The organism is Paraburkholderia bannensis, assembly GCF_014200455.1.
Lineage (GTDB): Bacteria > Pseudomonadota > Gammaproteobacteria > Burkholderiales > Burkholderiaceae > Paraburkholderia > Paraburkholderia bannensis_A.
Window position 1 is genome coordinate 186,010 of record NZ_JACHBW010000008.1, and the last position, 26,630, is coordinate 212,639.

A 26,630-nucleotide genomic window follows, 5' to 3' on the forward strand; every position below is an offset into this window, starting at 1 on the left:
AGAACGAATCACCGATGTCACAGACCACTACCCTCCAGCCGCCGCTTGCGGCCTCGAACCTGCGCGAGTCCAACGAGACCGGCAAACTGCTGTGGCTGCTGCCTTTGCACGCCATCGTCTGGACCCTCGCTGCGTGGCTTTCGCGCAGCAATCTCGATACGCCTGGCGACATGGTCGAGAACTACGTCTGGGGGATCGAATGGCAAGCCGGCTACGCCAAGCATCCGCCGCTGTTCGCGTGGATCACGGCCGGCTGGTTCCGCGTGTTTCCGCACACGGACATCGCCTATTTCGCGCTGTCGTCGCTCAACGCGATGGCGGGACTGTTCGGCATCGTCGCGCTGGCCGGGCGCTTCGTGCCGCGTCGTCTGGCGCTGCTCGCGGGCGTGGCGATGGCGGTTTCGCCGCTCTACTCGAATCTCGCGATCAAGTTCAATGCGAATTCGGTGCTGCTTTCGATCTGGCCGTGGACGGCATACTTTTTCGTACGCTACATGCAGAAGCGCGAAGCGCGCGCTGCGCTCGCACTGGGCGTATTGGCAGCGGCGGCGGTGCTGGGAAAATACTTCTCGGTGGTATTGCTGGCCGCGCTGGTTTTCGCAACGCTTGCCCGCCCGGCATGGCGCGCGCGCCTGTTCGAGCGCCGCACGCTGCTGGTCGCACTGGCTTTCGCAGCCGCGCTCGCACCGCATGTGCACTGGCTCGTGGTCAATCATTTCCCGACCTTCGCTTACGCCGATAAACGCACGGGCGGCTCGATCGGCGCAGCGCTGGGACGCTTCGGCATCTACACGCTTGCGCAGATCGGCTATCTCGCGTTGAGCTTCGTCGCCATGCTGCTGATGGTGCGCGAGCGGCGCGGCGAAGCGGCCAGGCTGATGGCCGCCAGCGTGCTGAAGCCCTCGCTCAATCCGGACCTGTGGTGGCTCACGCTGGGTCCGCTATTCGCCGTCGGCCTGATCGCCTGCGCCGCGCGCACGCAGATGGCGTCGGTCTGGGGGATGGCGCAGTGGTTCGCCGTTGCGCCGCTGTGGCTCGCCGTGCTCTATCGCGCGGGTATCGCGCTGGTGCCGGCGCGTGCGGTGCGCATGCTGGGCGGCTACTGGCTCATCGTGCTCGCGGTCACGGCGACGATTGGCTATCTGGGCGCGCGCCACAACAGCGACGAAGCCGCCGAGCCGCGCGCGGAACTCGCAGCGGCGGCGCAAGGCATGTGGAACCAGCGCTTCGGGCGCGATGTGCCGGCGGTGGCGGGGTCGGCGCATGAAGCGCAGTCGGTGGCGTTTTACAGCCGCGGGCAGACGCAGTACTGGAATATGGGCGAGCCACAAACGACGCCGTGGCTGCACCTCGCGGGCCTCGACCGGCGCGGCGCCCTGTTCGTCTGCCCTGTGGACGACGTGCGCTGCATCGTGCAGGCGCGCTGGATCAGCGGAGAACAGCCGCTGCCTGTTAGCGTGCACAAGCACGCGTGGGGACGCGAGCTTGCGGCGCGCGATTATGTGTTTTTTGTGGTGGCGCCGCAGAGTTGATGGGTGAGGCCGTTCGGGATAGGGGTTCCGGGCGGCTTTTTGTTTTTGTGGGCGGTCTCCCACGCATGCGCAGCGTGACCCACGTCACCAGCGCCGCAACGCACGGCCTTTGCGGCTAGCTCGCGCGCTTGAGTTGAAAACGCAGTGCTTTCCATCGCGTCAGTCATGGGGGCGACACGAAATCATGTGGATCTCAGTGCCGTGGAATTCCCTGAAACCCCGCCCCATTGATTTTTAGAAACGATCGGTCTAATATCGCTGCGATGGACACGATCTCCACCTCGAAGCCGCGTCGCGGCCGTCCGCCCAAAGATCCGCGCGCGCATGGCGATACGCGCGAAACGCTGATCCGCGCCGGTCTGGAATTGCTGACAAGCCAGGGTTTCGCCGCCACGGGTCTCGACAGCGTGCTCAAGCTTGCCGGCATCCCCAAGGGCTCCTTCTATCACTACTTCGACAGCAAGGAAGCCTTCGGCCGGGCGCTGATGGACGCCTACGACGCCTATTTCTGCGCGATGCTCGACCGCTGGCTGCTGGATGACACGCGGCCCGCGCTGGAGCGCCTGGCCGCTTTCGTCGACAACGCCAAAACCGGCATGGCGCGCTACGACTACACACGCGGCTGCCTCGTCGGCAATCTGGGACTGGAAGTGGGCGTCCTGCCCGATGACTACCGCATACGGCTCGAAGACGCGCTACAAGGTTGGCAGACACGCGTACGCGCCTGTCTTGGCGAAGCGCAGCAAGAAGGCCGCATCGCGCAGAACGCCGATCTCGACGCGCTGGCCGCGTTTTTCTGGATCGGCTGGGAAGGCGCGGTGTTGCGCGCGCGTGTCGTTCGCGACGCCGCGCCCTTGCAGACCTTCTTCCAGGGATTCGTCGCCGGGCTCGGCTCTGCAGCATCGGCGCAATAGATCACCCAAAACCCCACACACTCATCGTCGCATCAACAGCGAGGCAATCATCATGTTCAAAGGCATTCTGATCGAAAAGGAATCCGAAACATATTCGGCCCGTGTCGGCAATATCGACGAAGCGCGTCTGCCTGATGGCGATGTGCTAGTCGATGTGCAATACAGCACGCTGAACTATAAGGATGGTCTCGCGATTACGGGCAAAGGCCCCGTGGTACGCAGCTTTCCGATGGTGCCGGGCATCGATTTCGCGGGCACGGTCGCGCAAAGCGCCGATCCGCGTTATGCCGTGGGCGATGCGGTCGTGCTCAACGGCTGGGGTGTCGGCGAGCAGCACTGGGGCGGCCTGGCGCAAAAGGCGCGTGTGCGCGCAGACTGGCTCATCCCGTTGCCGAAGGGTTTGACGGCGCGGCAGACGATGGCCATCGGCACGGCAGGTTACACGGCGATGCTCTGCATTCTCGCGCTGGAGCGCCATGGCATCGGCGCGAGTCATGGTGACGTGCTGGTGACGGGCGCAAGCGGCGGCGTCGGCAGTTTTGCGATTACGCTGCTCGCGCGGCGCGGCTATCGCGTGGTGGCGTCGACAGGCAAGCTGCAGGAATCCGCCTGGCTGCAGGAGCTGGGCGCTGCCGAGGTGATCGACCGCGCCACGCTCGGCACGCCCGGCAAGCCCTTGCAGAAGGAGCGCTGGGCGGCGGCCATCGATTCGATCGGCTCTCATACGCTCGCCAACGTGTGCGCCAGCCTGCGCGCGGACGGCGCCGTTGCCGCCTGCGGCCTCGCCCAGGGCATGGATTTTCCGGCCACCGTCGCGCCTTTCATCCTGCGCGGCGTGAGCCTGCTGGGCATCAACAGCGTGACGCGCCCGTTCGCGGAACGTCAGCAGGCGTGGCGAGCGCTGGCCGATACGCTGGAGCTGGCCACGCTCGACACCATCACGACGGAAATCGGCCTGGAAGCGGCGATTCCTGCCGCGCACGAACTGCTGGAAGGCCGTGTGCGCGGGCGCATTGTCGTCGATGTCAATCGCTGAGCGCGGCTTTATCGCGTATTCGCGTACGTCGGTGTCTGAAATTCGCCTCGGCCCGTTTTTTGAAAAAACACCGGAACGGGAATTTCAGCTACATTGCCAAGGCGTCGACTCCAGCACAGCACTTTTTTGCATGAACTCACGCGTCCCTTCGCTCGATGTGCTCGCCCGGCCGGCGCGCGACATCGTCCATAGCCGCTTCAGCGTGGCGGGTGAAGCACCGCAACGGCGGCTGCTCGCCTGGCGGGACCGGGTCGGGCATATGGTCGACGTACTGCCCTCGCGCGCCGATCTGGAACGGCCGTTTCAGGCTGCGATCGACCGCTTTCAGGTGGGCGATCTGGTAATGACCGATTGCCGCTCGGATGCGATGCTGCTCGACCGCTCGCTGGCCCGCATCTCGACGGACCGGGTGCGCGACTTCGTTTTTCAGGTGTTCATGGAAGGTAGCGCCGACAACGTTCGCGTGCGCGCCACGTCGCCGGCAGCCCGCGACGGCTCCGAAGCACGCGCCCGTATCCTCGCGCTGGATATGAATCAGCCCTTTCGCATGCAACGGCAGGCATGCCGGCTGATCTCGTTTTTCGTGCCGGCCACGCTGGTGCAGGAAGTTTTCCCCGATCCAGAGGCCATCCACGGGCGCACGCTCGATGGTTCGCTGCCGCTCGAACAGCTGATACTCGACCACGTTGCGACGCTCGGCCAGACCATCGGCTCGATGAACGCACTGGAAGCCGACGAGGCGATCCGCGCGGCAGGAAGGCTGACGGTTGCCGCCTTCGGACGCCAGGCGCGCTTGAGCGGCGATGCGCGCGCAGCGGCGCGGGCGGCCATGTTCGGCCAGATCCGGCGCTATATTCAGGCGCATCTGACCGACGATGAACTATCCCCTGAAAGCGTGCTGGCCGCCTTCGAATTCCCGCGTCCGACGCTTTATCGGCTGTTCCAGCACGAGGGCGGCGTGAATGCCTATATCCGCCAGCAACGCCTGCGCCGTGCCGCCGACGACCTGATCCGGCATCCGCATCTTGCTGTCGTCGAAATCGCTTACGGGCTGGGCTTCAAAAGCGCATCCGATTTCACACGCGCGTTCCGGCGCGCCTTCGATATGGCGCCGCTGGATTACCGGGCGCTGGTGGGCCGGAGAATGGCGGCCTAGCTGCCGCGTCGCTCCCTGAACAGCACGATCGCGCAGAAACTGGTCGCGCACGCGGGCGCCACATACCAGGCCGCCGAGAGCGGATCGCCGGTCCATTTGATCAAGCCCGTCACGATGAACTGGGCGGTCCCGCCGAACAGTGCGACGTTGAACGCCTGTGCGACCGCCATGCCGCTCGCCCGCACCCGCGCGGGCAAGGCCTCCAGCACCAGCAGCGCGATCGCGACCGCGCTGAACGCCATCGTCAAGCTCACGAGCGCCGCGCCGGCGATGATCGGCAGCGCATGGGTAGCGCGGGTCGCCAGCACAAAGGCCGGCAAAACCAGCAGCGTCGTGCAGCCCGACGCCACCAGCGCAACCGGCTTGCGGCGCGGCAGCTGGTCGAGCAGACGCCCCGCCAGCGGCGGAATCACCATCAACAGAAACGCCGACGAGGCCGATGCCAGATAGCCCGTCAGCGCAGGCAGATGCATCACGCGCATCGCGTAGCTCGGCATGAAATAGACGATCGAATAGACCGGGATGGTCTGCCCCATCATCATCAGCATCCCCAGCACGATTGTGTTGCCGTGGTCGCGGAACAATTCGCGCAGCGGCATGCCGGCATCTTGCGCCGCTCGCTGCGGCATCGGCACATCGCGAAGCCGCCGCCGCACATAGAGGCCAAGCGGCGCGATCAACAGGCCCACCACAAACGGAATACGCCAGCCCCACGACGCCAACGCAACTGGCGGCAGCGTATGGATAATCAGGATTCCCAGGCTTGCGCCCAGCAGCGCGGCCGCGCCCTGGCTCGCGGGCTGCCAGCTCACGCGGGAGCCGCGGCGCGCAGCCGGGCCGGCCTCCAGCACAAAAGCCGAAGCCACGCCGATATCGCCGCCCACCGCAAAGCCTTGCAACGATCTCGCCACGATGATCACGAACGGCGCAAGCACGCCAATACTGGCATACGGCGGACAGAGCGCCAGCGCCGCCGTGCCCAGCGCCATCAACCAGGTGGTGCGCGTGAGCGCCGCGCGGCGGCCCTTGCGGTCGGCGTAGGCGCCGATCATCATCGCGCCGACCGGCCGCATCAAAAAGCCCACCCCAAAGGTGCCGACGCCCCAGAGCAGCGAAATCAGCGGATCACCCGCCGGAAAAAACTGATCGCCGATCATCACCGCGAAGAATCCGAAGACGGTGAAATCGAACATTTCCAGAGCCGTCACCAGCGATGACGCGACCACGGTTTTAATCAATTCGCGGCGCTCGTTCAGGTTGTTGCCATCCTGCTGATTGCCCGCAGGTTGTTCGCGCGGCGAGGAAAGTGGCGTGAGCATGCTTTTCAGAAATACCGGTGATTCAGCGGTCGCGTCGGACCGCGCAGCGTTGCACGATACCACGCGTGCCGCCGCTGGAAGAACCCGCTGTTCGAGGCGATCATCATCGCGGCCCGCTGAGCGAAGCCGATATTCAGGATCTCGCCTCGTTCAAGAAGACGCTGAACGACGGATTGTCGGCAACTTCGGGCCCCGCAGCGCTGCACGAGGCGCATTTGACTCGCAGCTAAAAGCAAAAACGCGCGGCTCACCCACGCCGCGCGTCTTTTGCGTATCCGGTCTTCAACGCACCCGTTCAGCCCGGAACCCCCATCAAGCCGATGCGGTTTCCGTGCTCAGCTTCGTCACCGCGCCGGTGGCGATATCGTAGTGATAGCCCTGCTGAGCAAGCTGCGCGCTCATGGTTTCGACGATCACGCGCTGCTGCGATTCCTTGCGCAGCAGTTCGTTTTCCGGGTTCAGCTCGGCGAGTTCCGCAGCCAGGCGGCGGCTCAGCGACGCTTCGCCCACGCCGCGTGCATGCACGAGCATCATCTGCTCGTTGGCCTGCACCAGTTGCTGCTTCAGGCCGTTCGCGTAGTCGGACCACTTCTTCAGATTGTCGTGCGCTTCGGCGAGCGCGGCGGCATGCGTCTGCGCTTCCAGCGCGAGCTGCGCCTTGAGCGCTTCGAGCGCTTCTTCGTCGACGTGAATCGCTGCGGACTGCTCTTCGCTTTGCTTCGTCTGGCTCGCGGCCACGCTCTGGGCGAGTTCGGCGGCGTGCTCCTGCACTTGCGTCAGGCTGGCCGAGAGGCGGGCGATTTCGTTCGCGCCGGCGTCGCGCTCGTCGGCGAGAGCCGCCAACTGCGCCTGCACGTTGCGCAGTTCGGATGCAGCGGCGTCACGCGCAGCCTTCGCGCCGTTCACTTCTTCGCGCTGCGCTGCGTGTGCTTCCTGCTCGGCCTGCAGTGCGGCGCGGATGGCTTCCACTTCGCTTTCAAGGCGGGCAACGGCTTCCGAATGCGCGGCTTCCAGTTCGGCGCGTTGCGCTTCGTGATCGACGCTCTCGACGCCCTCGACCGCTTCGACAGCTTCAATCGGCTCAACCGCCTCAACCGCCTCAACCCCTTCAATTGCCTCGACGGCTGCGGGCTCTTGCGCCACCGTCTCTTCCTGCGAGACCTGCGGTGCGGCCGCAATATTCGCTTCGGCTGCCGCGCGCGCTTCACGTTCGGCGCTCAGTTCGGCCATCGCCGTTTCCAGCTCGGCTTCGAGTGCCGCGACGCGATCGGCGAGTTCCTGCACGCGCTTTTCGGCGGCGTCGGTGCGCTGCACCGCGAGGGCAATGTCCTCTTCCAGACCGGCCACCACGTCGACCTTGGCCTCGTAGGCGGTCGTCACGCGGTCCAGCTGACCTTGCAGCGTGTCCAGTTCCTGCACCGTATTCTGCAGTTCCGCGAGCGCGTCGTCGCGTTCGCTCGATGCGTCGTCCACGCGCTGGCGCATGACGCTCAGGCGGCGAGCCACGGCGCGCTCGGCTTCGTCCTGCGCCGAGGTCCACAGGCGGTCGAGCGCGTCGCGCATCGTATCGGTCACGGTTTCGGGCAGAGGGGGACGCTCGACGACCTGCGGCGGGCGCGGTGCGCGCGCTTCGCGCCATTTGCGCAGCGATGCGGCGACCGACACGACCGACCCGGTATGCACTTCCGACCAGATGGCCACGGGCGACACCGGCTGGCCTTCCTCGGCCATGCGGTCCGCGATTTCAGCAACGAGTTCATCGGTGATCGCAATGTTGTTGCTAGACATATCCGCCTCAATAACGCGTAAGTAGGGTGACGAAGACCTTTCGTCGATCAGTGGTTGGAGCGAGCGCAGTGTGACCGCGCAATACGACAGATTGTCGGGGAAGCGCGTTGCGCTTGATCGACCGAAAAGCCGGGTTTACAGGGAGCTATTCGCGAGATGGGCGCAAGTTTGAAACCGGATGCAGCCGCTGCCGGAGCCGCTGCCGCCGATACGCTCTATATCAGGGTCACATCTTGTTTCGAGGCAACCCATACCCCCCGTTTTCCCCGTTTTCCCTGTTCTCCCGATCCCCGCCAGCCTGATAGACCCGGAATTCTAGCGTCCGCGCCACCCTTTGCGTCACTCTTCAAGCCGCTTGCGCACGTCGGCCAGCGCTGCCAAGGTTTCCTGATGCAGCGTGCGCACCAGCTCGGCGGCGGGCAAGGCGCGCGCAAGCGGCGCGGCCTGCCCGGCCCATTGCGCGCCATAGCCGAACTCGCCATGCGCCTTCGCGGCCGCGTGCAGCGCCTTGCCCGCATCGTAGGCAACCGGATACGCCGGCACCGCGGGCTTGTCCGCCGCCTCGCCCAGTTCGGTGAAGCGGTTCACGAGGCTGCGCGCCGGGCGCCCCGAAATCGCCGAGGTGAACGTGGTCTCGCGCGCCCCCTCGCCCAGCAGCGCGCGGCGGTAGCCGTCGTCGATCGCGGTTTCCGTGCTGGCGACGAAGGCGGTGCCCAACTGGGCGGCCTGCGCGCCCAGCGCGAGCGCCGCTGCGATGCCCGCGCCGTCCATGATGCCGCCCGCCGCGATCACCGGTAAGTCGAATTGGGTCGCCAGCAGCCGCGTGAGCGCGAAGGTGCCGAGCAGCGGGTCGCGCGCGTCGGGGTCGAACACCCCGCGATGGCCGCCGCCCTCGATGCCCTGCGCGACCAGCACGTCCACGCCCGCCGCCACGGCCTGCGCCGCTTCGTCCACGTTGGTGGCGGTCGAGAACAGCAGAATGCCCGCCGCCCGCAGCGCCTCGATGGCCGCTTGCGGCGGCAGTCCGAAATGGAAGCTCACGACCGCCGGGCGCTCCTCGATCAGCATGGCCAGCATCGCGGCATCTTCCACGAAGCTCACGTAAATCTCCTTGAGCGACCCGGGCGGCTGCGCGCCGAACTGCGCGAAACGCGGCGCGAGCCATTCGGTCCAGTGGCGGTCGATCTCGGCATCGAGACGCGCGGGCCGGTGGCAGAACACATTGACGTTGAAGGGACGCGCCGTCAGCGCGCGGGTTTCGCGTAGCGTCTTGCGCGCGGTTTCCACGTTCATTGCGCCGATGCCCAGCGACCCAAGGCCGCCTTCATTCGAGACCGCCGCGGCCAGTGCGGGCGTGCTTACGCCTGCCATCGGCGCCTGCACGATCGGCAGGGTCATCTGGAGCTTGTCGAGCAGGCGGATACGGGATGCGTTCATGGAAACACCTCAATGGAGTGGGCGCGCAACGGCCGGGATGTCAGCGAGTGCGCTTTTTAGGCTTCGCGCCGAGCGGTGTCGGCCCGAGTTGATCGACCAGAAAATCGACGAAGACCCGCACGCGCGACGACAGATAACGTCCATGCGGATACAGCAAAAAGAACGGCCGCGAACGGCCGCCCTTCTCGGGCAGCACTTCCACGAGCCGCCCGGCGGCAAGGTCTTCCGCGACGATGAAACGGTAGGTCTGGAACAGCCCCGCGCCATGGCGCGCGAGCGTGACGCCCGCCAGCACATCGCCCGACGTGCCATAGCCGCCCTGGGTGGCCAATTCGAGTTCGCTGTCCCCTTCGGCGAAAAGCCACGGAATATTGCGGCCACTGCTTGGCAGTTCGAACTGAATGCAATCGTGGCCTTGCAGATCTTCGATGCTGCGCGGTTTGCCCACGCGCTTCAGATACGCGGCGCTGCCGACGATCACCAGTTCCGCGTCTTCGAGCTTGCGCGCCACCAGGTTGGAATCGTCGGGCGCACGGCCGCGAATGGCGAGATCGAAGCCCTCGTCGGCGAAATCGATATTGCGGTTGCTCAGGTGCGTTTGCACTTCCACCTGCGGATACTGGGCTCGAAACGCGGCTAGCAAGGGCAGCACGCGATAGTGGCCGTAAGGCGTTGGCATGCTGATGCGCAGCACGCCCGCCGGGGTGGACTGCTGACCGGTGACTTCGCGCTCGGCGTCCAGCAGTTGCGCAAGCGCTTCGCGGCATTGCTCGAAGTAGCGCCGCCCGGGATCGGTGAGGCGGATCTGGCGCGTGGTGCGCACGAACAAACGGGCGCCGAGGCGCGCCTCCAGGCGCGCGACCGAACGGCTCACGGCGGCGGGCGTCACGCTCGCCTGGGTGGCGGCCAGCGTGAAGCTGCCCAGTTCGGCGGCAAGGCAAAACAGCTCGATGCTGCCCAGTAACAAATCGTCGAAGTTGCGTTGCATAGGGGATTCCGGCCGTGACATCGGTTGATGCGCCTGATCGTCTTGAGCGTCTTCACCGTATTGAGCGGCTTTGTCGGCGAGGGCAGCAATCTCGGCATCAATATCCACAGAACAGCCGGCAGAAGCGATCGAACTAAACACGCGCGTCATGATGATAGCCGAGCCTCGGGTTCTGACGGCGCGTCCCGGGCGCCGTTCATGAAGCGCACTTTAAGGGCAACGCGCGAGCCGATAAACACAGACCGTTGCACATGACTTGTTACACGGCGGAATAAGCATCAATGCGTGCCCGCGCTTGTCACGTAGCTCAATAAATAGAGGAAACCTGAATGTTTATCGAAACACGGCTTGCCGAACCGGGCTTGACGCTGCCCAACCGCCCTGACCGTCCTGACCACCCTGACCGCCCCGCCACCCCGCTAACCGCGCGCTTCACAGCGGCATGAGAGAATCGGCGGATTCGCGCTGCATCGCGCAGCGCCCCCTTTTACGGAACGTTCATGACTCAAGCCGCCCCGCTTCAAATCGATTTCATCTCCGATATCGCCTGCCCGTGGTGTGCGATCGGGCTTTCTTCGCTGCTGCGTGCAGTCGAAAACCTGGGCGATGCCGTCGATGCCCGCATCACCGTGCATCCCTTCGAACTCAGCCCCGATATGCCAGCTGGCGGCGCGTCGCTGGTCGACTATCTCGGCAAGAAATATGGCCGCACGCCCGAGCAGATCGCCGAAACCCAGCAAGCGATCAGCGAGCGCGGCGCGAGCGTGGGCTTTACGTTCGGCCCGCGCACGCGCGTCTACAACACTTTCGACGCACATCGTCTGCTGCACTGGGCCGGTCTTGAAGGCCAGCCAGGCCAGCAACTCGCGCTCAAGCTCGCGCTGCTGCGCGCCTATCACGGCGATTGCCAGGACGTAAGCGAGCGCGACGTGCTGGTGCAGGCCGCCCAATCGGCCGGTCTGGACGGCGACGCCGCCCGCAAGGTGCTGGAAAGCGGCGCTTACGCCGACGAAGTGCGCGCCGAAGAAGCGCAGGTGCAGCAGATGGGCATCCAGTCAGTGCCTGCCATCGTCTTCAACCAGCAATATCTGATCAGCGGCGGCCAACCGGTCGAGACGTTCGAAAACGCGATTCGTCAGATTCTGGCGGAACCGCAGCAGGAAGGTTAAGGGAGCGCGCGACACAAGCCCCGACTGGCGAAAAACAGAAGAATTCCGGGAAACCACCATGTCCGCCGTCTCGGCTTTCAAACTCGTCCTGCTGTCGCTCATCGCCATCGTCGCGCTGGAACTGCTGGCGCGGCGGCTGCGTCTGCCGCCCGCCGCCGCGCTGCTGGTCGGCGGCGCGGCAATGGCGTTCGCGCCGGGCCTGCCGCCCGTCGTGCTCGATCCCGATCTGGTGCTGATCGTGTTTCTGCCGCCGCTCCTGATGGACGGCGCTTACTTCTTCGTCTGGGCCGACTTCAAGCGCCATATCACGCCGATCCTGCTGTTCGCGATCGGCGCGGTCGCGTTTACCACCTGGGCCGTTGGTCTGGTCGCGCACTGGGTCGCGCCCACGTTGCCGTGGGCCGTGTGCTTTGCGCTGGGCGCGGTGGTCTCGCCGCCCGACGCCGTCGCCGCGCGCGCCGTGCTGGAGCGTCTCGCGCTGCCGCGCCGGATCATGGTGCTGCTCGAAGGCGAAAGCCTGCTCAACGACGCCGCCGGCCTCGTGCTGTTCCGCTTCGCCGTGGCCGCCGCGCTCACGGGCGCGTTCAGCGCCTCGGGCGCGCTGCTGAGCTTTGCGGGCCTCGCGCTGGGCGGCGTCGCGATCGGCTGGCTGATCGGCTATCTCGTCGTCAATCTGCTGCGCCTGCTCGAAGACGACTATCTGATCATCACGGTCGCCGTCTGCGCGGGCTGGTTCAGCTATATCGCCGGGGAGATGGCGGGCGTGTCGAGCGTGATTTCCACGGTCGCCTGCGGCATGTACCTGGGCTGGCATCAGCACGAAGTCCTGAGCGCACGCGTGCGCATGCGCGGCACCGCGTTCTGGCAAGTGATGGTCTTCGTGCTGGAGGCGATGGTGTTCGTGCTGATCGGGCTGTCGCTGCGCGGCGTGATCGTGCGCTTGGGCGGCGCGGGCGAAGCGCTCGCGCAACTGGGGCCCGCAACGCTCGCCGTGGTCGCGGCCGTGGTGCTCTCGCGCTGCGTCTGGACTTTCGGGCTCGAAGGCATCCGCACCGTGCTGCACCGCCTCGCGCCGCGCCGGGTGCTCTGCGGTGATTTCCGCGCCGCTGCCGTGGTCAGTTGGGCCGGCATGCGCGGCGTGGTCACGCTGGCGATCGCCCTCACGCTGCCCGAAAGCCTGCCGGGACGCGACCTGATCCTGTTCGCGGCGTTCGCCGTGATTCTCTTCACGGTGCTGCTGCAAGGCGTGACGATCGGCCCGCTGATCCGCCTCGTGCGCCCGCTGCAGGACGCCCAGGCCGGCGCGGCGTATCTCAACGAACCGCAGGTGTGGGCGCGCCTCGTGGCCGTGCAGTTCGAGACCATCAAACCGCTCGTGCACGGGCCGGACGGCGCGGTGATCCATCCGCGCCTGCTGGAGCAGTACAGCTACCGCGCCGCGCTCGCGCGCCAGTTCGAACATGCGCCGAGCCTGCCCGTGGACGTGCGCACGGCGCACTACGATGTGGTGCTGGCCGCCGTGCGCGCGGGCCGCGCTGAGATCCTGCGCATGCACCGCGCAGGCCTGATCAGCGACGAGATGCTGCACGAAGTCGAACACGATCTCGACCTCGAAGAACTCGGCGCCGAACACGCGCGCGGCTAGGGCGCAGCCAGGTTTTCGCCCCGCGCGCACGCATTCTGGCGGCGCGGCCGCCCTTATCCGTTAAAATTGCGCCACGCGCGGCGCGAGCATCCTCAGGATCAACGCCGCCCGATCCATTCCTGCCGCCTCAACGCGGCATCCGCCCCCTCCGGGGCGCGAGACCCAGCATGACGAATACACCCACCGCTAAGCCCTTCAGCGCGCTTTCGCTCGCTCCCGCCACGCTCGAAAACCTCAACCGGCTCGGCTATGTCGAGATGACGCCGATCCAGGCCGCCAGCCTGCCGATTGCGCTCGCCGGTCACGATCTCATCGCGCAGGCCAAGACGGGCAGCGGCAAGACCGCGGCCTTCTCGCTCGCGCTGCTCGCGAAGCTCGACGTGCGACGCCTCGATGTCCAGGCAATGATCCTCTGCCCCACGCGCGAACTGGCTGACCAGGTCGCCACGGAAATCCGCCGCCTCGCGCGCGCCGAAGAAAACGTCAAGGTACTGACGCTGTGCGGCGGCACGCCGATGAAACCGCAGACGGCCAGCCTCGAACATGGCGCGCACATCATCGTCGGCACGCCGGGTCGCATCATGGACCATCTGGAGCACGGCATTCTCTCGCTCGACGCGCTCAACACGCTGGTGCTCGACGAAGCGGACCGCATGCTCGACATGGGGTTCCACGACGACATCGCCAAAGTCGCGCGCCAGTGCCCGAAAGAGCGCCAGACGCTGCTGTTCTCGGCGACCTACCCCGACGGCATCGCGAAGCTGAGCCAGCAGTTCCTGCGCAACCCGAAGGAAGTGAAGCTCGAAGAGCGTCACGACGACAGCAAGATCCGCCAGCGTTTCTACGAAGTGGAAGAAAACGACCGCCTCCATGTGGTCGGCCAGTTGCTCAACCATTTCCGCCCGGTCAGCACGATTGCATTCTGCAACACCAAGCAGCAGTGCCGTGACCTGCTCGACGTGCTGCGCGCACAGGGCTTTCACGCACTTGCGTTGCACGGCGAACTCGACCAGCGCGACCGCGATCAGGTGCTGATCCAGTTCGCCAACCGTAGCTGCTCGGTGCTGGTAGCGACCGACGTGGCCGCGCGCGGCCTCGATATCGCGCAACTGGAAGCCGTCATCAACGTCGACGTCACGCCCGACCCCGAGGTCTACGTGCACCGCATCGGCCGCACGGGCCGCGCCGATCAGGACGGCTGGGCGCTGTCGCTGGCCAGCATGAACGAAATGGGCCGCGTGGGCGGCATCGAGCAGGCGCTCAAGCGCGAAGTCGAATGGCATCCGGTGGCAGAACTGACGCCCGCCAGCGACGAACCGCTGCTGCCGCCGATGGAAACCGTGCAGATTCTGGGCGGCAAGAAGGAAAAGATCCGCCCCGGCGATGTGCTGGGCGCGCTCACGGGCGAAGCCGGGTTTACGGGCGCGCAGATCGGCAAGATCAACGTGACGGAGTTCTCGACCTATGTGGCGGTGGAACGCAGCATCGCTAAAAGCGCGGTGCGCAAGCTCAACGCCGGCAAGGTGAAGGGCAAGAAGGTGCGGGCGCGCCTGATGGAAGAGTAAAAGCGCTTTATACGCGGCTGGCGCTTCGGCCGAAGCTCAGCCGCGTGGCAACACCAGTTCGAAAATCGAGCCGCCCACCGCCGAACGGCGGTAGACCGCCTGGCCGCCATGTGCGAGCGCAATGGCGCGCACCACCGACAAACCCAGCCCCGACCCGCCGAACTTGCGCGAGCGCGAGGCATCGGCGCGCGTGAATGGCTCGAACACCTGCTGCGCGAATTCCGGCGCGAGACCCGGCCCGTCGTCCTCCACGCCCAGCGTGAACGTGCTTTCGTGCAGCACCAGCGCAATGCGCAGCCTGCCCGGCACCGCATAACGCCGCGCGTTGTCCAGCAGCGCGAGCAGCGCCTGGCGGATACGGGCGCCATCGCAGGCCACCACCACATCGGCGAGATCGACTTCCACCGCGAAGCCCGCTTCGTGAAGCGTATCGCTCACCGAATCGACGGCGTGACGGATTTCCACGTCGATACGCGTGGGCTCCATGCGCATTTCCAGACGCCCGATATCCTGCAGCGTGACGATATGCAGATCGTCGACCAGCCGCGTGAGCCCTTCGACCTGAAACAGCAGACCGCGAATCTGCGCTTCATCGGGCTTGAACACGCCATCCTTCATGCCTTGCAGACGACCGCGCAGAATCGTGAGCGGCGTGCGCAGTTCATGTGCAATGGCGGCATTCCAGGCGGTCATATCGCTGGTCATGCGCTGCAGGCGCACCGCCATGGCGTTGAAATCGTCGACCAGATGCGCGGTTTCGCCAAGCGACCGGTCGCCCGGTAGCGCACGCGCTTCGAGATCGCCTGCCGCGATGCGGCGCGCGCTTTCGGCCAGCGAATTGAGCGGCGCGAGAATGCGCCGCGCGAGCCGCGAGGCAATCACCACCGCGACCACGAGACCGATCAGCAACAGGATCGCGAAGATCAGATAGTCGCGCGGATCGGGGATGAAGAGATCGTCGGGCGTCAGCGGACCCGAAGGCGGCGCGAAAAGATAGAGCAGCCCATAGATCACGATGGAACCGACGAAGGCGATCAGCATCGTGATGCTCGACACCAGCCCCATCGACAGGACGATCTGGCGGCCAAGCCGCCCGCGCTCTTTCTTCACGATGCGGCGAGCCGGTAGCCCACGCCGCGCACGACGGTGATGATGTCGGCGGCGCCGGCCTTGTCGAGCTTCTTGCGCAGATTGCTCACGTGGCTATCGACGGTGCGCTCCAGCGCGTCGCCGCCCGGCAGGCAGGCGTCGATCAGTTCGGCGCGCGTGAATACGCGGTTGGGCCATTTGGCCATGTGGGTGAGCACGCGGAATTCGGTGAGCGTGAGCGCGAGTTGCACGTTTCCGGCTGCGGGCGTATCGGCCGCTGCGCGCACGCTGGCGACGTAGCTTTCGGTATCGATTTCCAGGCGGCCGACGCGCAGGACGCTTTCAGCGCGCGCAACGCCAGTGCGGCGCAGGACCGCGCCTATGCGCGCCACCACTTCGACGGGATTGAAGGGCTTGACGACGTAATCGTCAGCGCCGATGCGCAGGCCCTGGAGCCGGTCGATGTCCTGATCGAGCGCGGTGACGATCACCACCGGCGTATCGCCGCGGCGGCGCAGCTCGGCGAGCACTTCCCAGCCGTCCTTGCCAGGCATCTTGATGTCGAGGAGCACGAGGTCGGGTTTGAGCAGCGGCTGTACGTCGAGCGCGGCCTGGCCGTTGTTGACCTGATAGGTGCGGTAGCCTTCGCGGCTGAGGTAGGCGTCGAGAATCTCGGCGATTTCAGGTTCGTCTTCGGCGATCAGGATCAGCGCGTTCATGGTTAGTCGCGGTGGGGCGCGGCTTTGGGGATAGCGAATCGTGAACTTGTGTCGCCTGCCGGGCAATGTTCTCCATCGAATCTCCATCATAGCTTAACAGTTGGGGGAGCTTTCTTTTTGCGGGAGATTGACCTGTTGGCATTTCCTTGTTGGCGTGTCGGTCTATTAGCGTTGCCCCTGTGCGGGGCGGCACCTACTTTTCTTTGCTGCGGCAAAGAAAAGTAGGCAAAAGAAAGCCGCTACCACCGCCAGTGCTTCGCGGTACACCCCTCGCCTGACAACGGAGTGGCGCCCGGGCAGCGCCCGCATCACGCGCCCAATAACAGAGTGGTACCACCCGCACACCCGGGGGCGCTGCGCGCCCCGTGGGGCATAGCAGCAAACCTTCGGTTTGCGCTTTCCCTGGCATACCGAACCGTCGTGAGCGCAGCGAACAACGGGATGAATGACTGCCTTGTCACTCCGATATTGGGCGCGTGGTGGGAGCAATGCCCAGTTACCACTCCGTTGAAGGGCGAGTGGTGGACGGCGTCAATTTAGCGGTTTGAGCGGCTTTCTTTGCTTACCTTTCTTTGCCGCGGCAAAGAAAGTAAGTGCCGCCCCGCACAGGGGCAACGCTGGCATACCAAAAGCAAATCAAGGAAACGCCAACACTCAAAAAACCAAAGGTGAGCACCCTGCCTGCCGGGGGCCCTCGTTGCCTCCACTCAGCGCGCGCAAGCCGCGCCCTCAACAAAACCTCCACAAAAAATCCATCGTCCTCGAACGACGCAGCCTCACGCTCCATGCTCTGCCATACCGCCAGCCCAGATACCTCCAGCAGACATGAATACACCGAAGCTCCAGATAACCGTCGCGACCCTGATAGCAATGACAGCGATCACGGCGCTCACGGCCTGCAACCGCAGCCAAAACAACGCGACTCAAGCCGCCCCCACGCCGCAAGTCAGCGTCCTCAAACTGCACCCTCAACCCGTCGCAGTCACAGCGGAACTGCCAGGCCGCATCGTCGCCTTCCTCGAAGCGGAGGTCCGCCCGCAAGTCGGCGGCATCATCCAGCAGCGGCTCTTCACCGAAGGCGGCGAAGTCAAAGCGGGCCAGCCGCTCTATCAGATCGATCCCGCCAGCTACCGCGCCGCACGAGACAGCGCCGAAGCCGCCTTGCAGCGCGCCCAGGCCGCCATTCCGTCCGCCCAGGCAAAAGCCGACCGCAACCAGACGCTGATCAAGCAGAACGCCATCAGCCGTCAGGACTACGAAGAAGCGATCGATGCACTCGCGCAGGCGCGCGCCAACGTCGCCTCCGCTAAAGCATCGCTAGACACCGCCCGTATCGATCTGGATCGCACGACAATCCGCGCGCCCATCTCCGGCCGCATCGACCGCTCCACCCTCACGCCCGGTGCACTCGTCAGCGCAAGCCAGAGCACCGCGCTCACGACGATCCACCAGATCGACCGCGTCAATATCGATCTCACGCAGTCGAGCGCGAATCTGCTGAATCTGCGCGAGGCCGTCGATCCTGGCCGCATCGTGACGACCAACGGTAGCGTGCCGGTGAAGCTCAAGCTCGAAAACGGCTCGACCTATGCGCCTGAAGGCCGCCTCGAATTCGGCGAATCGAGTGTCGCCAGCGGCACCGGTACTTACACGCTGCGCGCAACGGTGCCCAATCCGCGCCGGTTGCTGCTGCCTGGCATGTACGTGCGCGCCATCGTCGAGGAAGGTACGGTGCCGCAGGCGTACCTGCTGCCGCAACGCGCCGTGAGCCGCAATACGCGTGGCGAGGCCACCGCGCTGCTCGTGCGCAGCGGCAAGGTCGAGGAAGTCGAACTCGCGAATGCGCGCGAGCACGGCAACGACTGGCTCGTTACACAAGGTCTGCACGACGGTGATGCGCTGATCGTCGAAGGCACCCAGCAGGCGCGCGTGGGCGACACCGTCGCCGCTACCGAAGTGATCCTCGACGCCGCCACCGGCAAGGTCCGCGCACTGCCTGCCGCAAAGCCCAATAGCGCGGCCGCAGACGCCAAAGACCCCGCAAAGACCACGCAGCAAAGGAGCTGAACGCCATCATGTCGGTATTTTTTATCAGACGCCCCGTGTTCGCGTGGGTGCTCGCCATCGTCGTGATGCTCGCGGGCGCGCTGGCGCTCAAGCGTCTGCCCGTCGCGCAGTATCCCGAGATCGCGCCCACCACCATTTCGATTTCCGCGACGTATGCGGGCGCGGACGCCCAGACCATCGAAAACTCGGTTACACGCGTGATCGAGCAAGGTCTCACCGGTCTCGACAATCTGCTCTACATGTCCGCGAGTTCGGACGCGTCGGGCGAGGTCGAAATCCGCCTCACCTTCAGCAACAGCGCCAACGCCGATGTCGCGCAGATGCAGGTCCAAAACAAGCTGCAACTGGTGACTTCGCAACTTCCCTCAGTCGTGCAAAGCACTGGCCTTACGGTTACCAAATCGTCCGCCAGCTTCCTGATGGTCGTGGGCTTCGTTTCGATCAACAACAAGCTGAGTTCGATCGATCTGGACGACTACGTGGGCAGCACGCTTCAGGACCAGATCCGTCGCGTAACCGGAGTGGGCAACACGCAGTTGTTCGGTTCCAGCTACGCCATGCGGATCTGGCTCGACCCGGCGAAACTCCAGCAATACGCGCTGATGCCAGGCGACGTGGAGACCGCGCTGCGCGCACAGAACGCGCAGGTTGCCGCAGGCCAACTTGGCGCGCAGCCTGCGCGGCCCGGCCAGCAGCTCAACGCCACCGTCACCGCGCAAAGCCGCCTGCAAACTGTTGCGCAGTTCGAGGACGTCATCGTCAAGAGTGCGACCGATGGCGCTGCAGTGCGCCTCAAGGACGTCGCGCGCGTCGAACTGGGCGCGGAAAACTACTCCTACGCGTCGACTTATAACGGCAAGCCGGCATCGTCGCTGGGCGTGATGCTCGCCACGGGCGCGAACGCCATCGACACCGCCAAGGGCATCAAGGCGCTGATCGACTCGCTCAAGAGCACGCTGCCCGCAGGCGTCGAGGTGGTCTATCCGTACGACACCACGCCCTTCGTCGCGCTCTCGATTCACGAGGTCGTCAAGACGCTGTTCGAAGCCATCGTGCTGGTGTTTATCGTCATGCTGGTGTTCCTGCAGAACGTTCGCGCGACGCTGATTCCGACGCTGGCGATTCCCGTCGTGCTGCTGGGAACCTTTGGCGTGCTCGCCGCGTTCGGCTACTCGATCAACACGCTCACCATGTTCGCGATGGTGCTCGCCATCGGCCTGCTGGTAGACGACGCCATCGTCGTGGTGGAAAACGTCGAGCGCGTCATGACCGAGGAGAACCTCGCGCCGCGCGAGGCCACCCTCAAATCGATGCGCGAGATCACGGGCGCGCTGATCGGCATCGCCACGGTGCTCTCCGCCGTATTCGTACCGATGGCGTTCTCGTCCGGCTCGACGGGCACGATCTATCGTCAGTTCTCGGTGACCATCGTCACGGCGATGCTGCTTTCGGTGGCCGTCGCGCTGATCTTCACACCCGCACTGTGCGCGACGATCCTGCGCCGCCCGCAAGGTCACGGCGACGGCCACGGCGCGCAGCGCGGCTTCGCAGGCTGGTTCAACCGCCACTTCGATCGCGGCTCGAACGCCTATCGCAACGGCGTATCCGGCATGCTCGGGCGCCGCAAGCGCTTTCTGGCGATCTTCGTCGCGCTGGTCGTGGCGATGGGCTGGATGTTCATGCGCCTGCCCAGCTCGTTTCTGCCCGTCGAGGATCAGGGCATCCTGCTGACCGCCGTGCAATTGCCGCCCGGCGCGATGAACGCCCGCACCCAGGACGTGCTCAAGCGCGTGACCGATTACTACCTGCGCAGCGAAAAAGACGCCGTGGAAGGCGTGCTGGCGATCGAAGGCTACGGCTTCGGCGGCTCGGGACAGAACGCGGGCATGGTGTTCGTGCGCCTGAAGGACTTCGACAAACGCAAGTCCGCGAATCTATCCGCACAGGAAGTGGCGCAGCGCGCGAGCGCGGCCTTTGCCGCCATCGGCGATGCCCAGGTCTACGCGCTGCTGCCGCCCGCCATCGATGGCATGGGCAATTCGAATGGCTTCGACTTCTATCTGAAGGACACCAATGGTGCGGGCCGCGAAAAACTCCTGCAGATGCGCGACAAACTGCTCGCCGCCGCGGCGCAGGATGCCGCGCTCGCCAACACGCGCCCGACAGGTCAGGAACCTACGCCGCAGTTCGCCGTAGCGATCGATCAGGCCAAGGCGAGTTCACTCGGCCTGAATCTCGCCGATATCAACCAGACGCTCTCGGTCGCGTGGGGCAGCGACTACGTGAACGACTTTATCGACCGTGGCCGCGTGAAGCGCGTCTACGTGCAGTCCGATGCCGATTTCCGCATGCAGCCGCGCGATCTCGACAACTGGCACGTGCGCAACGCCAGCAACGAGATGGTGCCGTTCGGCGCATTCGCGCACGGGCACTGGAGCTTCGGTCCGACGCGGCTGGAGCGCTACAACGGCAACGCTGCGCTGGAAATCCAGGGCGAAGCCGCGCCGGGCGTGAGTTCCGGCACGGCGATGCACCAGATCGACAAGCTGGTCGCGGCGCTGCCGCCGGGCTTTCAACACGAATGGACCGGCCTGTCCTTTGAGGAACGGCTCGCGGGCGATCAGGCGGCTGCGCTCTACGCGATTTCCGTGCTGGTGGTGTTCCTGTGCCTGGCCGCACTCTACGAGAGCTGGTCGATCCCGTTCGCGGTCATGCTCACCGTGCCGGTCGGCATGGCGGGCGCGCTGCTGGCCGCGGTGCTGTGCGGCCAGACCAACGACGTCTATTTCAAGGTGGGCCTGCTCACGACCATCGGGCTTGCGGCCAAGAACGCCATCCTGATCGTCGAGTTTGCGCTGGAGCGCGAGGCGCATGGCGCGAGCTTCATCGAAGCGACGCTCGACGCCGCGCGCCAGCGTCTGCGTCCGATTTTGATGACCTCGTTTGCGTTCATCCTCGGCGTCGCGCCGCTGGCCGTCGCCACCGGCGCGGGCTCTGGCGCGCAGAACGCAATCGGCATCGGCGTGATGGGCGGCATGATCGCGGCCACCGTGCTGGGTATTTTCTTCGCGCCGCTACTGTATGTAGCGGTCCGCATGGCTTTCAAGGGCAAGCGCACATGAACGCATTTCAACGCCTCATCATGCATTCCGGCGTAATCACGAGCACCCTGCTGGCCGGTTGCGCGGTCGGCCCCGACTACCGCGCGCCGCAGGCGGTTACGCCCGCGCAATGGCGCACCATCCACGCGGCGTCCGCCTCGACGCCCACCACTCTCGTCGATGGGCACGCCGATCTGCAACAGTGGTGGACGCGCCTGAACGACCCGCTGCTCGACGCGCTCGTGAACGAAGCGGTAGCCGGCAATCTGGACGTAGCGACGGCCGCCGCCCGCGTGCGCGAAGCCCGCGGCGTGCTACGCGAGGCGGGTGGCGCGCTCTATCCATCGCTGAACGCCACGGGCGGCTTCACGCGCTTCGGCGCTGGCAGCAGCGCCGTCACGACGGGCAGCACGGCATCGACGACAACCAGCACACTCGGCTCCAGCGGCCCGACGAATCTCTTCCAGGCGGGTTTCGACGCCAGTTGGGAAATCGATATCTTCGGCGCGAACCGACGCGCCCTGGAAGCCGCGCGCGACAGCTATGACGCCGCGCAGTGGGACCGCCGCACGGCGCTGCTCACGCTGATCGGCGACGTCACCACGCGCTATGTGCAGGCGCGCGGCTACCAGGCGCGCCTTGCGCTGGCCCGCGAAACAGCAGCCTCGCAACAGGAGACCGCGCGCCTCACACGCGTGCGTTACCAGGCGGGCGCGACCTCGGGCCTCGATGCAGCCAACGCCTCGGGCGAAGCGCAATCGACGCTGGCCACCATCCCCGCGCTCGAAGCCAGCTACGCGCAGACCGTGCACAGCCTCGCGGTGCTCACGGGCCGTACGCCGGACGCGCTGATCGAGCGCATGGACGCCCCTGCGAACGCCACCCCGCCCGTGCCCGCCCCTGCGCTGCCGGTGCCGCGCGGCGTGCCCGCCGACACGCTTCTCGCGCGCCCCGACGTGCGCGCAGCCGAACGCCGTTACGCGCAATACACAGCGCGCGTGGGCCAGGCCGAAGCCGCGCGCTACCCACGCGTGACGCTCACCGGAACGCTGAGCACCTCGGGCACGCAGCTCGGCGACCTCGCGCGGCATTCGTCGATTGGCTGGTCGATCGGCCCTTCGGTGACGATTCCACTGTTCGACGCCGGGCGCCTGAAAGCCGCCGTCGATATTGCCGACGCGCAGCGCGAGCAATATCTGATCGCGTATCGGTCGGCGGTCCTCACTGCGCTCACCGATGTCGAGAACGCCAGCGTATCGCTGGCTCGCGAAGCCGAGCGCACCCAAAGCCTCCAGCTTTCCGCCGATGCCTATGGCGAAGCCGCGAAACTTGCGCACGCACGCTACGAATCGGGATCGACGGGCTTTCTCGACGTACTCACCGCCGACCGCTCGCTCTACTCGGCGCAGGACACGTTGATCCAGAGCCGCGTGAGCGTGACGACCGATTACATCGCGTTGAACAAGGCGCTGGGCGGCGGCTGGGACGGCGACACGGATGCGTCAGTTCGCTGATCGCTCAGAGCGGTTCCGCGCAATGCACCGCGTGCAGCGTAGGCGCGCAGTGCAGTAACTCGAACATCGCCGCAACCATACGCTCGCCGTCGCGCACGAAATCAAGACGTGGCACAACGAGCAGGCTATCGCGGATCAACCCTGTGACCTGGGCGTGCAGCAGCGCGGCGCGAGGCGTACATCGAGCGTTTGCGGTAACTGATCGCGGCGCTGCGCGTTCATGAGACCACGCTCCAGATTCACCAGGCCTTCGCGCGCGCATTCGCGCATGCGGCCCGCCACGCTCGCCATCTCGTCGACCAGTTCGCAGCGATTGAACACGATCTCGAACACGCGCCGCCGCCGCGCGTCACATTGCGCATCGTGCAGACAGACGAGAATCGCGCGCTGCATCGCGGCGAGCGGGTCTGGCGCAAGCGGATCGACGAAAGCGCCGATCAACTCCTCCAGCGGCAAGCGTGTGCGTTCCAGCAGCGCTTCGAGCAGATCGGCCTTGTTGCGAAAGTGCCCAAATTTTTGTTCATTTTGGGATCCGATTTTTTTTGGTATTCGGGGTTGGCATTTCCTTGTTGGCATTTCCCTGTTGGCATTTCCTTGTTGTCGTGTCGGTCTATTAGCGTTGCCCCTGTGCGGGGCGGCACCTACTTTTCTTTGCCGCGGCAAAGAAAAGTAGGCAAAAGAAAGCCGCTACCACCGCCAGTACTTCGCGGTACACCCCTCGCCTGACAACGGAGTGGCGCCCGGGCAGCGCCCGCACCACGCGCCCAATATCGGAGTGGTGACGCCCGCACATCCGGGGGCGCACGCGCCCCGTGGGGCATAGCAGCAAACCTTCGGTTTGCGCTTTCACTGGCATACCGAACCGTTGTGAGCGCAGCGAACAACGGGATGAATGACTGCCTTGTCACTCCGATATTGGGCGCGTGGTGGGAGCAATGCCCAGTTACCACTCCGTTGAAGGGCGAGTGGTGGACGGCGTCAATTTTGCGGTTTGAGCGGCTTTCTTTGCTTACTTTCTTTGCCGCCGCAAAGAAAGTAAGTGCCGCCCCGCACAGGGGCAACACTGGCATACCGACAAGAAAACAAGGAAATGCCAAGAAAAAGTAGGCAAAAGAAAGCCGCTCACACCGCCAGTGCTTCGCGGTTTACCTACAGCCTATAAACAAAGTGGTGACGCCCACACATCTGGAGGCGCTTGCGCGCCGTCGAGCCCAGCAAAAAACCGCGGTTTTCGGTTTTCTTCGCAAACCTAACCGTTGTGAGGAAATCGAACAACGGGATGAATGACTACTTTTTCCCTGCGATTTTATGCGAATACGGCCGCTCGAATCCGAGAACGCGGCAAGGCGGCAGCCAAACACGTTACGCGTATGCGGCTGGCCGTCCGGGTACTCGCTTGCCAGACCCATGCAATGCCAGCCTCGCGCGTAGCGCCGCACGAGCAGTTGGGTTTCGATCACGTAAGGATCCTTGATGGGCTCACTTCATCACTCGTCGCAAGTCATGTCCTGCTTGCGCACCACGATGATGATGGGATACGTGCCGTGTTCGAGCTCGACGCGCGCGACCACGGTGGTGGTGGTCGGGTCGCTATCGTCGTACACGCTGACTTTATCCTTGCGCAGATTGACGAGGCCCACGCAGCGCGTGGCGTGTCCATCATCGTCCACTTGGCAATCGATCTGATGGTCCGAGAAATAGCGGTAGCGGTCGCGCTCGGGCAGCGCGAGGTATTCCCGCATGCTGGCTGCCGCGCCGCCCACGCCGCTCACCCGGCCAATCGAGCATTCCTGTTGCGGGGCGGCGGCGCTCGCGGTTTGTGCCTGCGCGAGCGGGCTGGCCGCAACAACCAGCGCGGCGAATGCCGAAGCGAAGAGAATTTTCATAACGCGAATCACGGTAAACGAAGCAAAGCCACGATTCTAGCCCGATCGCGCCACGATGCCCTTCAGTCGCGCAGTGGTCAGGACCCTGCCTGCACCATCCGCGCCGGTCTGCCTGACGCTGCCTGCTTACGCGGATCACGAAGCGCTCAGCGCCGTGTGACTGCTGCGCACCACGCGAGTGCATTGTTCCGACGCCTGGTTGCGCGCGCACGGATCGCATCTGGCATTGGCGCAGCAATGGATACGCGCAAGCAGGGTGCATGTTGGGCCGCCTCAATGTGAAAGCGACCCGGCGCGCCGACCTGCTATTCCTCGACGCCGATCTGGCCATTCCGGCCGCGCCGCTCGAACGTCTAATCGACTACGATCGCGGCGTCGCGCAGGCGTGGGCGCGGCCCCCGAAGATCCGGCGTAGAGTTTACGCGCTGGTCGTCTACAGGCGCGCAAGCATCTACGTGATCACACACCTTTCTTTCATAGCGATGAATCGCACCACTCGATCCGCTCGCGCGGCCGAATCTCGATGCGTTTATCGTGCGTTATGCATCGATCCATCAGTCATGCCTGGCATACAACGCATTCCGTACCAATGCGTACTGCATCGTAGCTTGTTCGGGAATTCGTACGATGGCATTATTTGCCGCACTCGAATTCAAGAACCTACCAGCCATGGCGTCCGCCAGACAACAACGTCGTCATCAGGAACACGTACGGGCAGCGCAAACGCCCGCGTCCGTGCCGCTCCAGATCGTCCCGCCGACCGTACCCGAAGCCCCCACGCGCGTCATCGCCTTGCCCGCACGCTTTGCCGGTCCGCTCACGCGCGTGGAAGGCGTGCCGGACCTCTTCACGACGCGCCTCGTCAGCGTTCTGATGCTGCTGATGTGCGCGGGCGTCGGCGTCAGCCTCGCCTGGGCGATGGCAATCGACAAAACCGTGAAGATCGGCCCCGTACTCGGCCTGCTCATGCTCTTGATCTACGCCGTGCTGGTCTGGATTGGCGCGATCGCCGTGGATGCGCTGATCCATGCGGGCGCGTGGTTCGTTGTCGACGAAACGGGTTTTCGCTATGGCTTTGGCCGCAAGCACGGCGCGGCGCGCACGGCCGTGGAAACGCGCGTGGACTGGCAGGATATCGTCGTCAACCCGCGCGAGCGTTGCGACGTCGCCACCGACTTCGTCTCACGCCAGGCCATCGCCAAGAACCTGCTGCTCTGGCAACGCCGGCCTTCCGGTGAGATCAAGCAAACGAGCCTGCGTCTGGGGTTGGCCGGCAATGACGTGCTCTGCCTGCGCTTTCATAATCGCGCCGAAGTCGTCACCGCCATCCTCGCCGGTCTCGCGCGCCGCCCGGGGCTGCGCTTCGACCCGCAGGTATTCGTCGATGCGGGCGTCAATCCCGAGACCTTCGAACCGATGAATAGCCCGCGCCGCATCGAATACGCGCTCGTCATCGCCTGCTGCATCGCCATGTTCGCGTTTATCTACCGGTTCGCCGATACGCTGCCTGCGTGGCTGCTGATCGCCGGCAGCCTCGGGATCGTTTTAGGAGGTTGCGGCGTGGTGGCGTTCGCCTGGCAGCGGCGCTACCCTGGACTCAGCGGGATTATCGGCTTTAGCAGCGCGACGGAACCGGCCTGAATTCGCCCTCAACCCGCGCGCCACACCGATGGTAGGATTTGCGCCCCTTCCTGTGCATTCGGGT

At 65.1% G+C, this 26,630-nt stretch carries 20 protein-coding genes and 1 pseudogene; 12 read left to right on the forward strand and 9 right to left on the reverse strand.

The genetic code is table 11. The annotated features are described in order from the left end of the window. The first annotated feature begins 14 nt into the window (after nucleotides 1–14). The 4 genes from F4827_RS15285 to F4827_RS15300 all read left to right on the forward strand — a co-directional run bounded on the left by F4827_RS15285 (nucleotide 15) and on the right by F4827_RS15300 (nucleotide 4,638). The gene (locus tag F4827_RS15285) at nucleotides 15–1,532 is read left to right on the forward strand and encodes a glycosyltransferase family 39 protein (protein ID WP_183724776.1); all 1,518 of its coding nucleotides are present in this window, start codon (nucleotides 15–17) and stop codon (nucleotides 1,530–1,532) included. Between the two features lie 263 nt (nucleotides 1,533–1,795). Beyond that, entirely contained in the window at nucleotides 1,796–2,446 is a 651-nt protein-coding gene (locus F4827_RS15290; protein WP_183724777.1) for a TetR/AcrR family transcriptional regulator, read from the forward strand. Between the two features lie 52 nt (nucleotides 2,447–2,498). Continuing rightward, the gene (locus F4827_RS15295) at nucleotides 2,499–3,482 is read left to right on the forward strand and encodes an MDR family oxidoreductase (RefSeq protein WP_183724778.1); all 984 of its coding nucleotides are present in this window, start codon (nucleotides 2,499–2,501) and stop codon (nucleotides 3,480–3,482) included. 130 nt (nucleotides 3,483–3,612) lie between these two features. Next, complete coding sequence (locus F4827_RS15300) at nucleotides 3,613–4,638, forward strand: helix-turn-helix domain-containing protein (RefSeq protein WP_183724779.1); 1,026 nt, start codon at nucleotides 3,613–3,615, stop codon at nucleotides 4,636–4,638. Here the strand turns inward: F4827_RS15300 and F4827_RS15305 are convergent. Then, nucleotides 4,635–5,957: an MFS transporter gene (locus F4827_RS15305; RefSeq protein ID WP_183724780.1), complete on the reverse strand. Its 1,323-nt coding sequence runs from the start codon at nucleotides 5,955–5,957 to the stop codon at nucleotides 4,635–4,637. The genes F4827_RS15300 and F4827_RS15305 overlap by 4 nt on opposite strands. A gap of 65 nt (nucleotides 5,958–6,022) precedes the next feature. Between F4827_RS15305 and F4827_RS15310 the strand changes: the two genes are divergently transcribed. Further along, nucleotides 6,023–6,187, forward strand: a complete 165-nt coding sequence (locus tag F4827_RS15310; protein ID WP_183724781.1) for a hypothetical protein — start codon at nucleotides 6,023–6,025, stop codon at nucleotides 6,185–6,187. An 82-nt stretch (nucleotides 6,188–6,269) separates the two neighbouring features. Here F4827_RS15310 and F4827_RS15315 read toward each other — a convergent pair whose 3' ends face one another. The 3 genes from F4827_RS15315 to F4827_RS15325 form a co-directional block, all read right to left on the reverse strand. After that, on the reverse strand, nucleotides 6,270–7,745 hold the full coding sequence (locus F4827_RS15315) for a DNA-binding protein (protein WP_183724782.1): 1,476 nt from the start codon (nucleotides 7,743–7,745) through the stop codon (nucleotides 6,270–6,272). A gap of 339 nt (nucleotides 7,746–8,084) precedes the next feature. Continuing rightward, the gene (locus tag F4827_RS15320) at nucleotides 8,085–9,182 is read right to left on the reverse strand and encodes a nitronate monooxygenase family protein (protein ID WP_183724783.1); all 1,098 of its coding nucleotides are present in this window, start codon (nucleotides 9,180–9,182) and stop codon (nucleotides 8,085–8,087) included. A gap of 40 nt (nucleotides 9,183–9,222) precedes the next feature. After that, a complete protein-coding gene (locus F4827_RS15325; RefSeq protein WP_183724784.1) occupies nucleotides 9,223–10,170 on the reverse strand; it encodes a LysR family transcriptional regulator in 948 nt (315 codons plus the stop codon). A 500-nt stretch (nucleotides 10,171–10,670) separates the two neighbouring features. On the opposite strand from F4827_RS15325, the gene F4827_RS15330 reads away from it, so the two are divergent. From F4827_RS15330 to dbpA, 3 genes are all read left to right on the forward strand, one after another. Further along, nucleotides 10,671–11,339 (forward strand): DsbA family oxidoreductase, encoded by a 669-nt coding sequence (locus tag F4827_RS15330; protein ID WP_183724785.1) that lies wholly within the window; start codon nucleotides 10,671–10,673, stop codon nucleotides 11,337–11,339. 58 nt (nucleotides 11,340–11,397) lie between these two features. After that, nucleotides 11,398–12,984, forward strand: a complete 1,587-nt coding sequence (locus tag F4827_RS15335; RefSeq protein WP_183724786.1) for a Na+/H+ antiporter — start codon at nucleotides 11,398–11,400, stop codon at nucleotides 12,982–12,984. A 167-nt stretch (nucleotides 12,985–13,151) separates the two neighbouring features. Beyond that, on the forward strand, nucleotides 13,152–14,549 hold the full coding sequence (dbpA, locus tag F4827_RS15340) for an ATP-dependent RNA helicase DbpA (RefSeq protein WP_183724787.1): 1,398 nt from the start codon (nucleotides 13,152–13,154) through the stop codon (nucleotides 14,547–14,549). Nucleotides 14,550–14,585: 36 nt separating this feature from the next. On the opposite strand, the gene F4827_RS15345 is transcribed toward dbpA, so the two are convergent. Next, entirely contained in the window at nucleotides 14,586–15,659 is a 1,074-nt protein-coding gene (locus F4827_RS15345; protein ID WP_311673526.1) for an ATP-binding protein, read from the reverse strand. Then, entirely contained in the window at nucleotides 15,656–16,357 is a 702-nt protein-coding gene (locus F4827_RS15350; RefSeq protein WP_183724788.1) for a response regulator, read from the reverse strand. Before F4827_RS15350 ends, F4827_RS15345 begins: the two co-directional genes overlap by 4 nt. A gap of 870 nt (nucleotides 16,358–17,227) precedes the next feature. Here F4827_RS15350 and F4827_RS15355 point away from each other — a divergent pair. Genes F4827_RS15355 through F4827_RS15365 form a run of 3 tightly spaced genes read left to right on the forward strand, consistent with a single transcriptional unit; the run spans nucleotide 17,228 to nucleotide 23,039 of the window. Further along, on the forward strand, nucleotides 17,228–18,424 hold the full coding sequence (locus F4827_RS15355; protein ID WP_260175230.1) for an efflux RND transporter periplasmic adaptor subunit: 1,197 nt from the start codon (nucleotides 17,228–17,230) through the stop codon (nucleotides 18,422–18,424). An 8-nt stretch (nucleotides 18,425–18,432) separates the two neighbouring features. Continuing rightward, complete coding sequence (locus tag F4827_RS15360) at nucleotides 18,433–21,546, forward strand: efflux RND transporter permease subunit (protein WP_183724790.1); 3,114 nt, start codon at nucleotides 18,433–18,435, stop codon at nucleotides 21,544–21,546. After that, entirely contained in the window at nucleotides 21,543–23,039 is a 1,497-nt protein-coding gene (locus F4827_RS15365; protein WP_183724791.1) for an efflux transporter outer membrane subunit, read from the forward strand. Before F4827_RS15360 ends, F4827_RS15365 begins: the two co-directional genes overlap by 4 nt. Before the next feature lie 135 nt (nucleotides 23,040–23,174). Here the strand turns inward: F4827_RS15365 and F4827_RS15370 are convergent, their stop codons facing one another. The 3 genes and pseudogenes from F4827_RS15370 to F4827_RS15375 all read right to left on the reverse strand — a co-directional run bounded on the left by F4827_RS15370 (nucleotide 23,175) and on the right by F4827_RS15375 (nucleotide 24,925). Then, nucleotides 23,175–23,495 (reverse strand): hypothetical protein, encoded by a 321-nt coding sequence (locus F4827_RS15370; RefSeq protein ID WP_183724792.1) that lies wholly within the window; start codon nucleotides 23,493–23,495, stop codon nucleotides 23,175–23,177. Between the two features lie 851 nt (nucleotides 23,496–24,346). Beyond that, nucleotides 24,347–24,514: pseudogene (locus F4827_RS35310) on the reverse strand (3-ketosteroid-9-alpha-hydroxylase); the annotation flags it as partial. A 12-nt stretch (nucleotides 24,515–24,526) separates the two neighbouring features. Continuing rightward, nucleotides 24,527–24,925, reverse strand: a complete 399-nt coding sequence (locus F4827_RS15375) for a hypothetical protein (RefSeq protein ID WP_183724793.1) — start codon at nucleotides 24,923–24,925, stop codon at nucleotides 24,527–24,529. 627 nt (nucleotides 24,926–25,552) lie between these two features. Between F4827_RS15375 and F4827_RS15380 the strand changes: the two genes are divergently transcribed. Further along, nucleotides 25,553–26,566 (forward strand): hypothetical protein, encoded by a 1,014-nt coding sequence (locus F4827_RS15380; RefSeq protein WP_183724794.1) that lies wholly within the window; start codon nucleotides 25,553–25,555, stop codon nucleotides 26,564–26,566. The last annotated feature ends 64 nt before the right edge of the window (nucleotides 26,567–26,630 follow it).

Excerpts from the sequence above, each read along its gene's own strand:
- F4827_RS15285 (WP_183724776.1), top strand. The coding sequence starts at position 15 with ATGTCACAGACCACTACCCTCCAGCCGCCGCTTGCGGCCTCGAACCTG.
- F4827_RS15290 (WP_183724777.1), top strand. The coding sequence starts at position 1,796 with ATGGACACGATCTCCACCTCGAAGCCGCGTCGCGGCCGTCCGCCCAAA.
- F4827_RS15295 (WP_183724778.1), top strand. The coding sequence starts at position 2,499 with ATGTTCAAAGGCATTCTGATCGAAAAGGAATCCGAAACATATTCGGCC.
- F4827_RS15300 (WP_183724779.1), top strand. The coding sequence starts at position 3,613 with ATGAACTCACGCGTCCCTTCGCTCGATGTGCTCGCCCGGCCGGCGCGC.
- F4827_RS15305 (WP_183724780.1), bottom strand. The coding sequence starts at position 5,957 with ATGCTCACGCCACTTTCCTCGCCGCGCGAACAACCTGCGGGCAATCAG.
- F4827_RS15315 (WP_183724782.1), bottom strand. The coding sequence starts at position 7,745 with ATGTCTAGCAACAACATTGCGATCACCGATGAACTCGTTGCTGAAATC.
- F4827_RS15320 (WP_183724783.1), bottom strand. The coding sequence starts at position 9,182 with ATGAACGCATCCCGTATCCGCCTGCTCGACAAGCTCCAGATGACCCTG.
- F4827_RS15325 (WP_183724784.1), bottom strand. The coding sequence starts at position 10,170 with ATGCAACGCAACTTCGACGATTTGTTACTGGGCAGCATCGAGCTGTTT.
- F4827_RS15330 (WP_183724785.1), top strand. The coding sequence starts at position 10,671 with ATGACTCAAGCCGCCCCGCTTCAAATCGATTTCATCTCCGATATCGCC.
- F4827_RS15335 (WP_183724786.1), top strand. The coding sequence starts at position 11,398 with ATGTCCGCCGTCTCGGCTTTCAAACTCGTCCTGCTGTCGCTCATCGCC.
- dbpA (WP_183724787.1), top strand. The coding sequence starts at position 13,152 with ATGACGAATACACCCACCGCTAAGCCCTTCAGCGCGCTTTCGCTCGCT.
- F4827_RS15350 (WP_183724788.1), bottom strand. The coding sequence starts at position 16,357 with ATGAACGCGCTGATCCTGATCGCCGAAGACGAACCTGAAATCGCCGAG.
- F4827_RS15355 (WP_260175230.1), top strand. The coding sequence starts at position 17,228 with ATGACAGCGATCACGGCGCTCACGGCCTGCAACCGCAGCCAAAACAAC.
- F4827_RS15360 (WP_183724790.1), top strand. The coding sequence starts at position 18,433 with ATGTCGGTATTTTTTATCAGACGCCCCGTGTTCGCGTGGGTGCTCGCC.
- F4827_RS15365 (WP_183724791.1), top strand. The coding sequence starts at position 21,543 with ATGAACGCATTTCAACGCCTCATCATGCATTCCGGCGTAATCACGAGC.
- F4827_RS15375 (WP_183724793.1), bottom strand. The coding sequence starts at position 24,925 with ATGAAAATTCTCTTCGCTTCGGCATTCGCCGCGCTGGTTGTTGCGGCC.
- F4827_RS15380 (WP_183724794.1), top strand. The coding sequence starts at position 25,553 with ATGGCATTATTTGCCGCACTCGAATTCAAGAACCTACCAGCCATGGCG.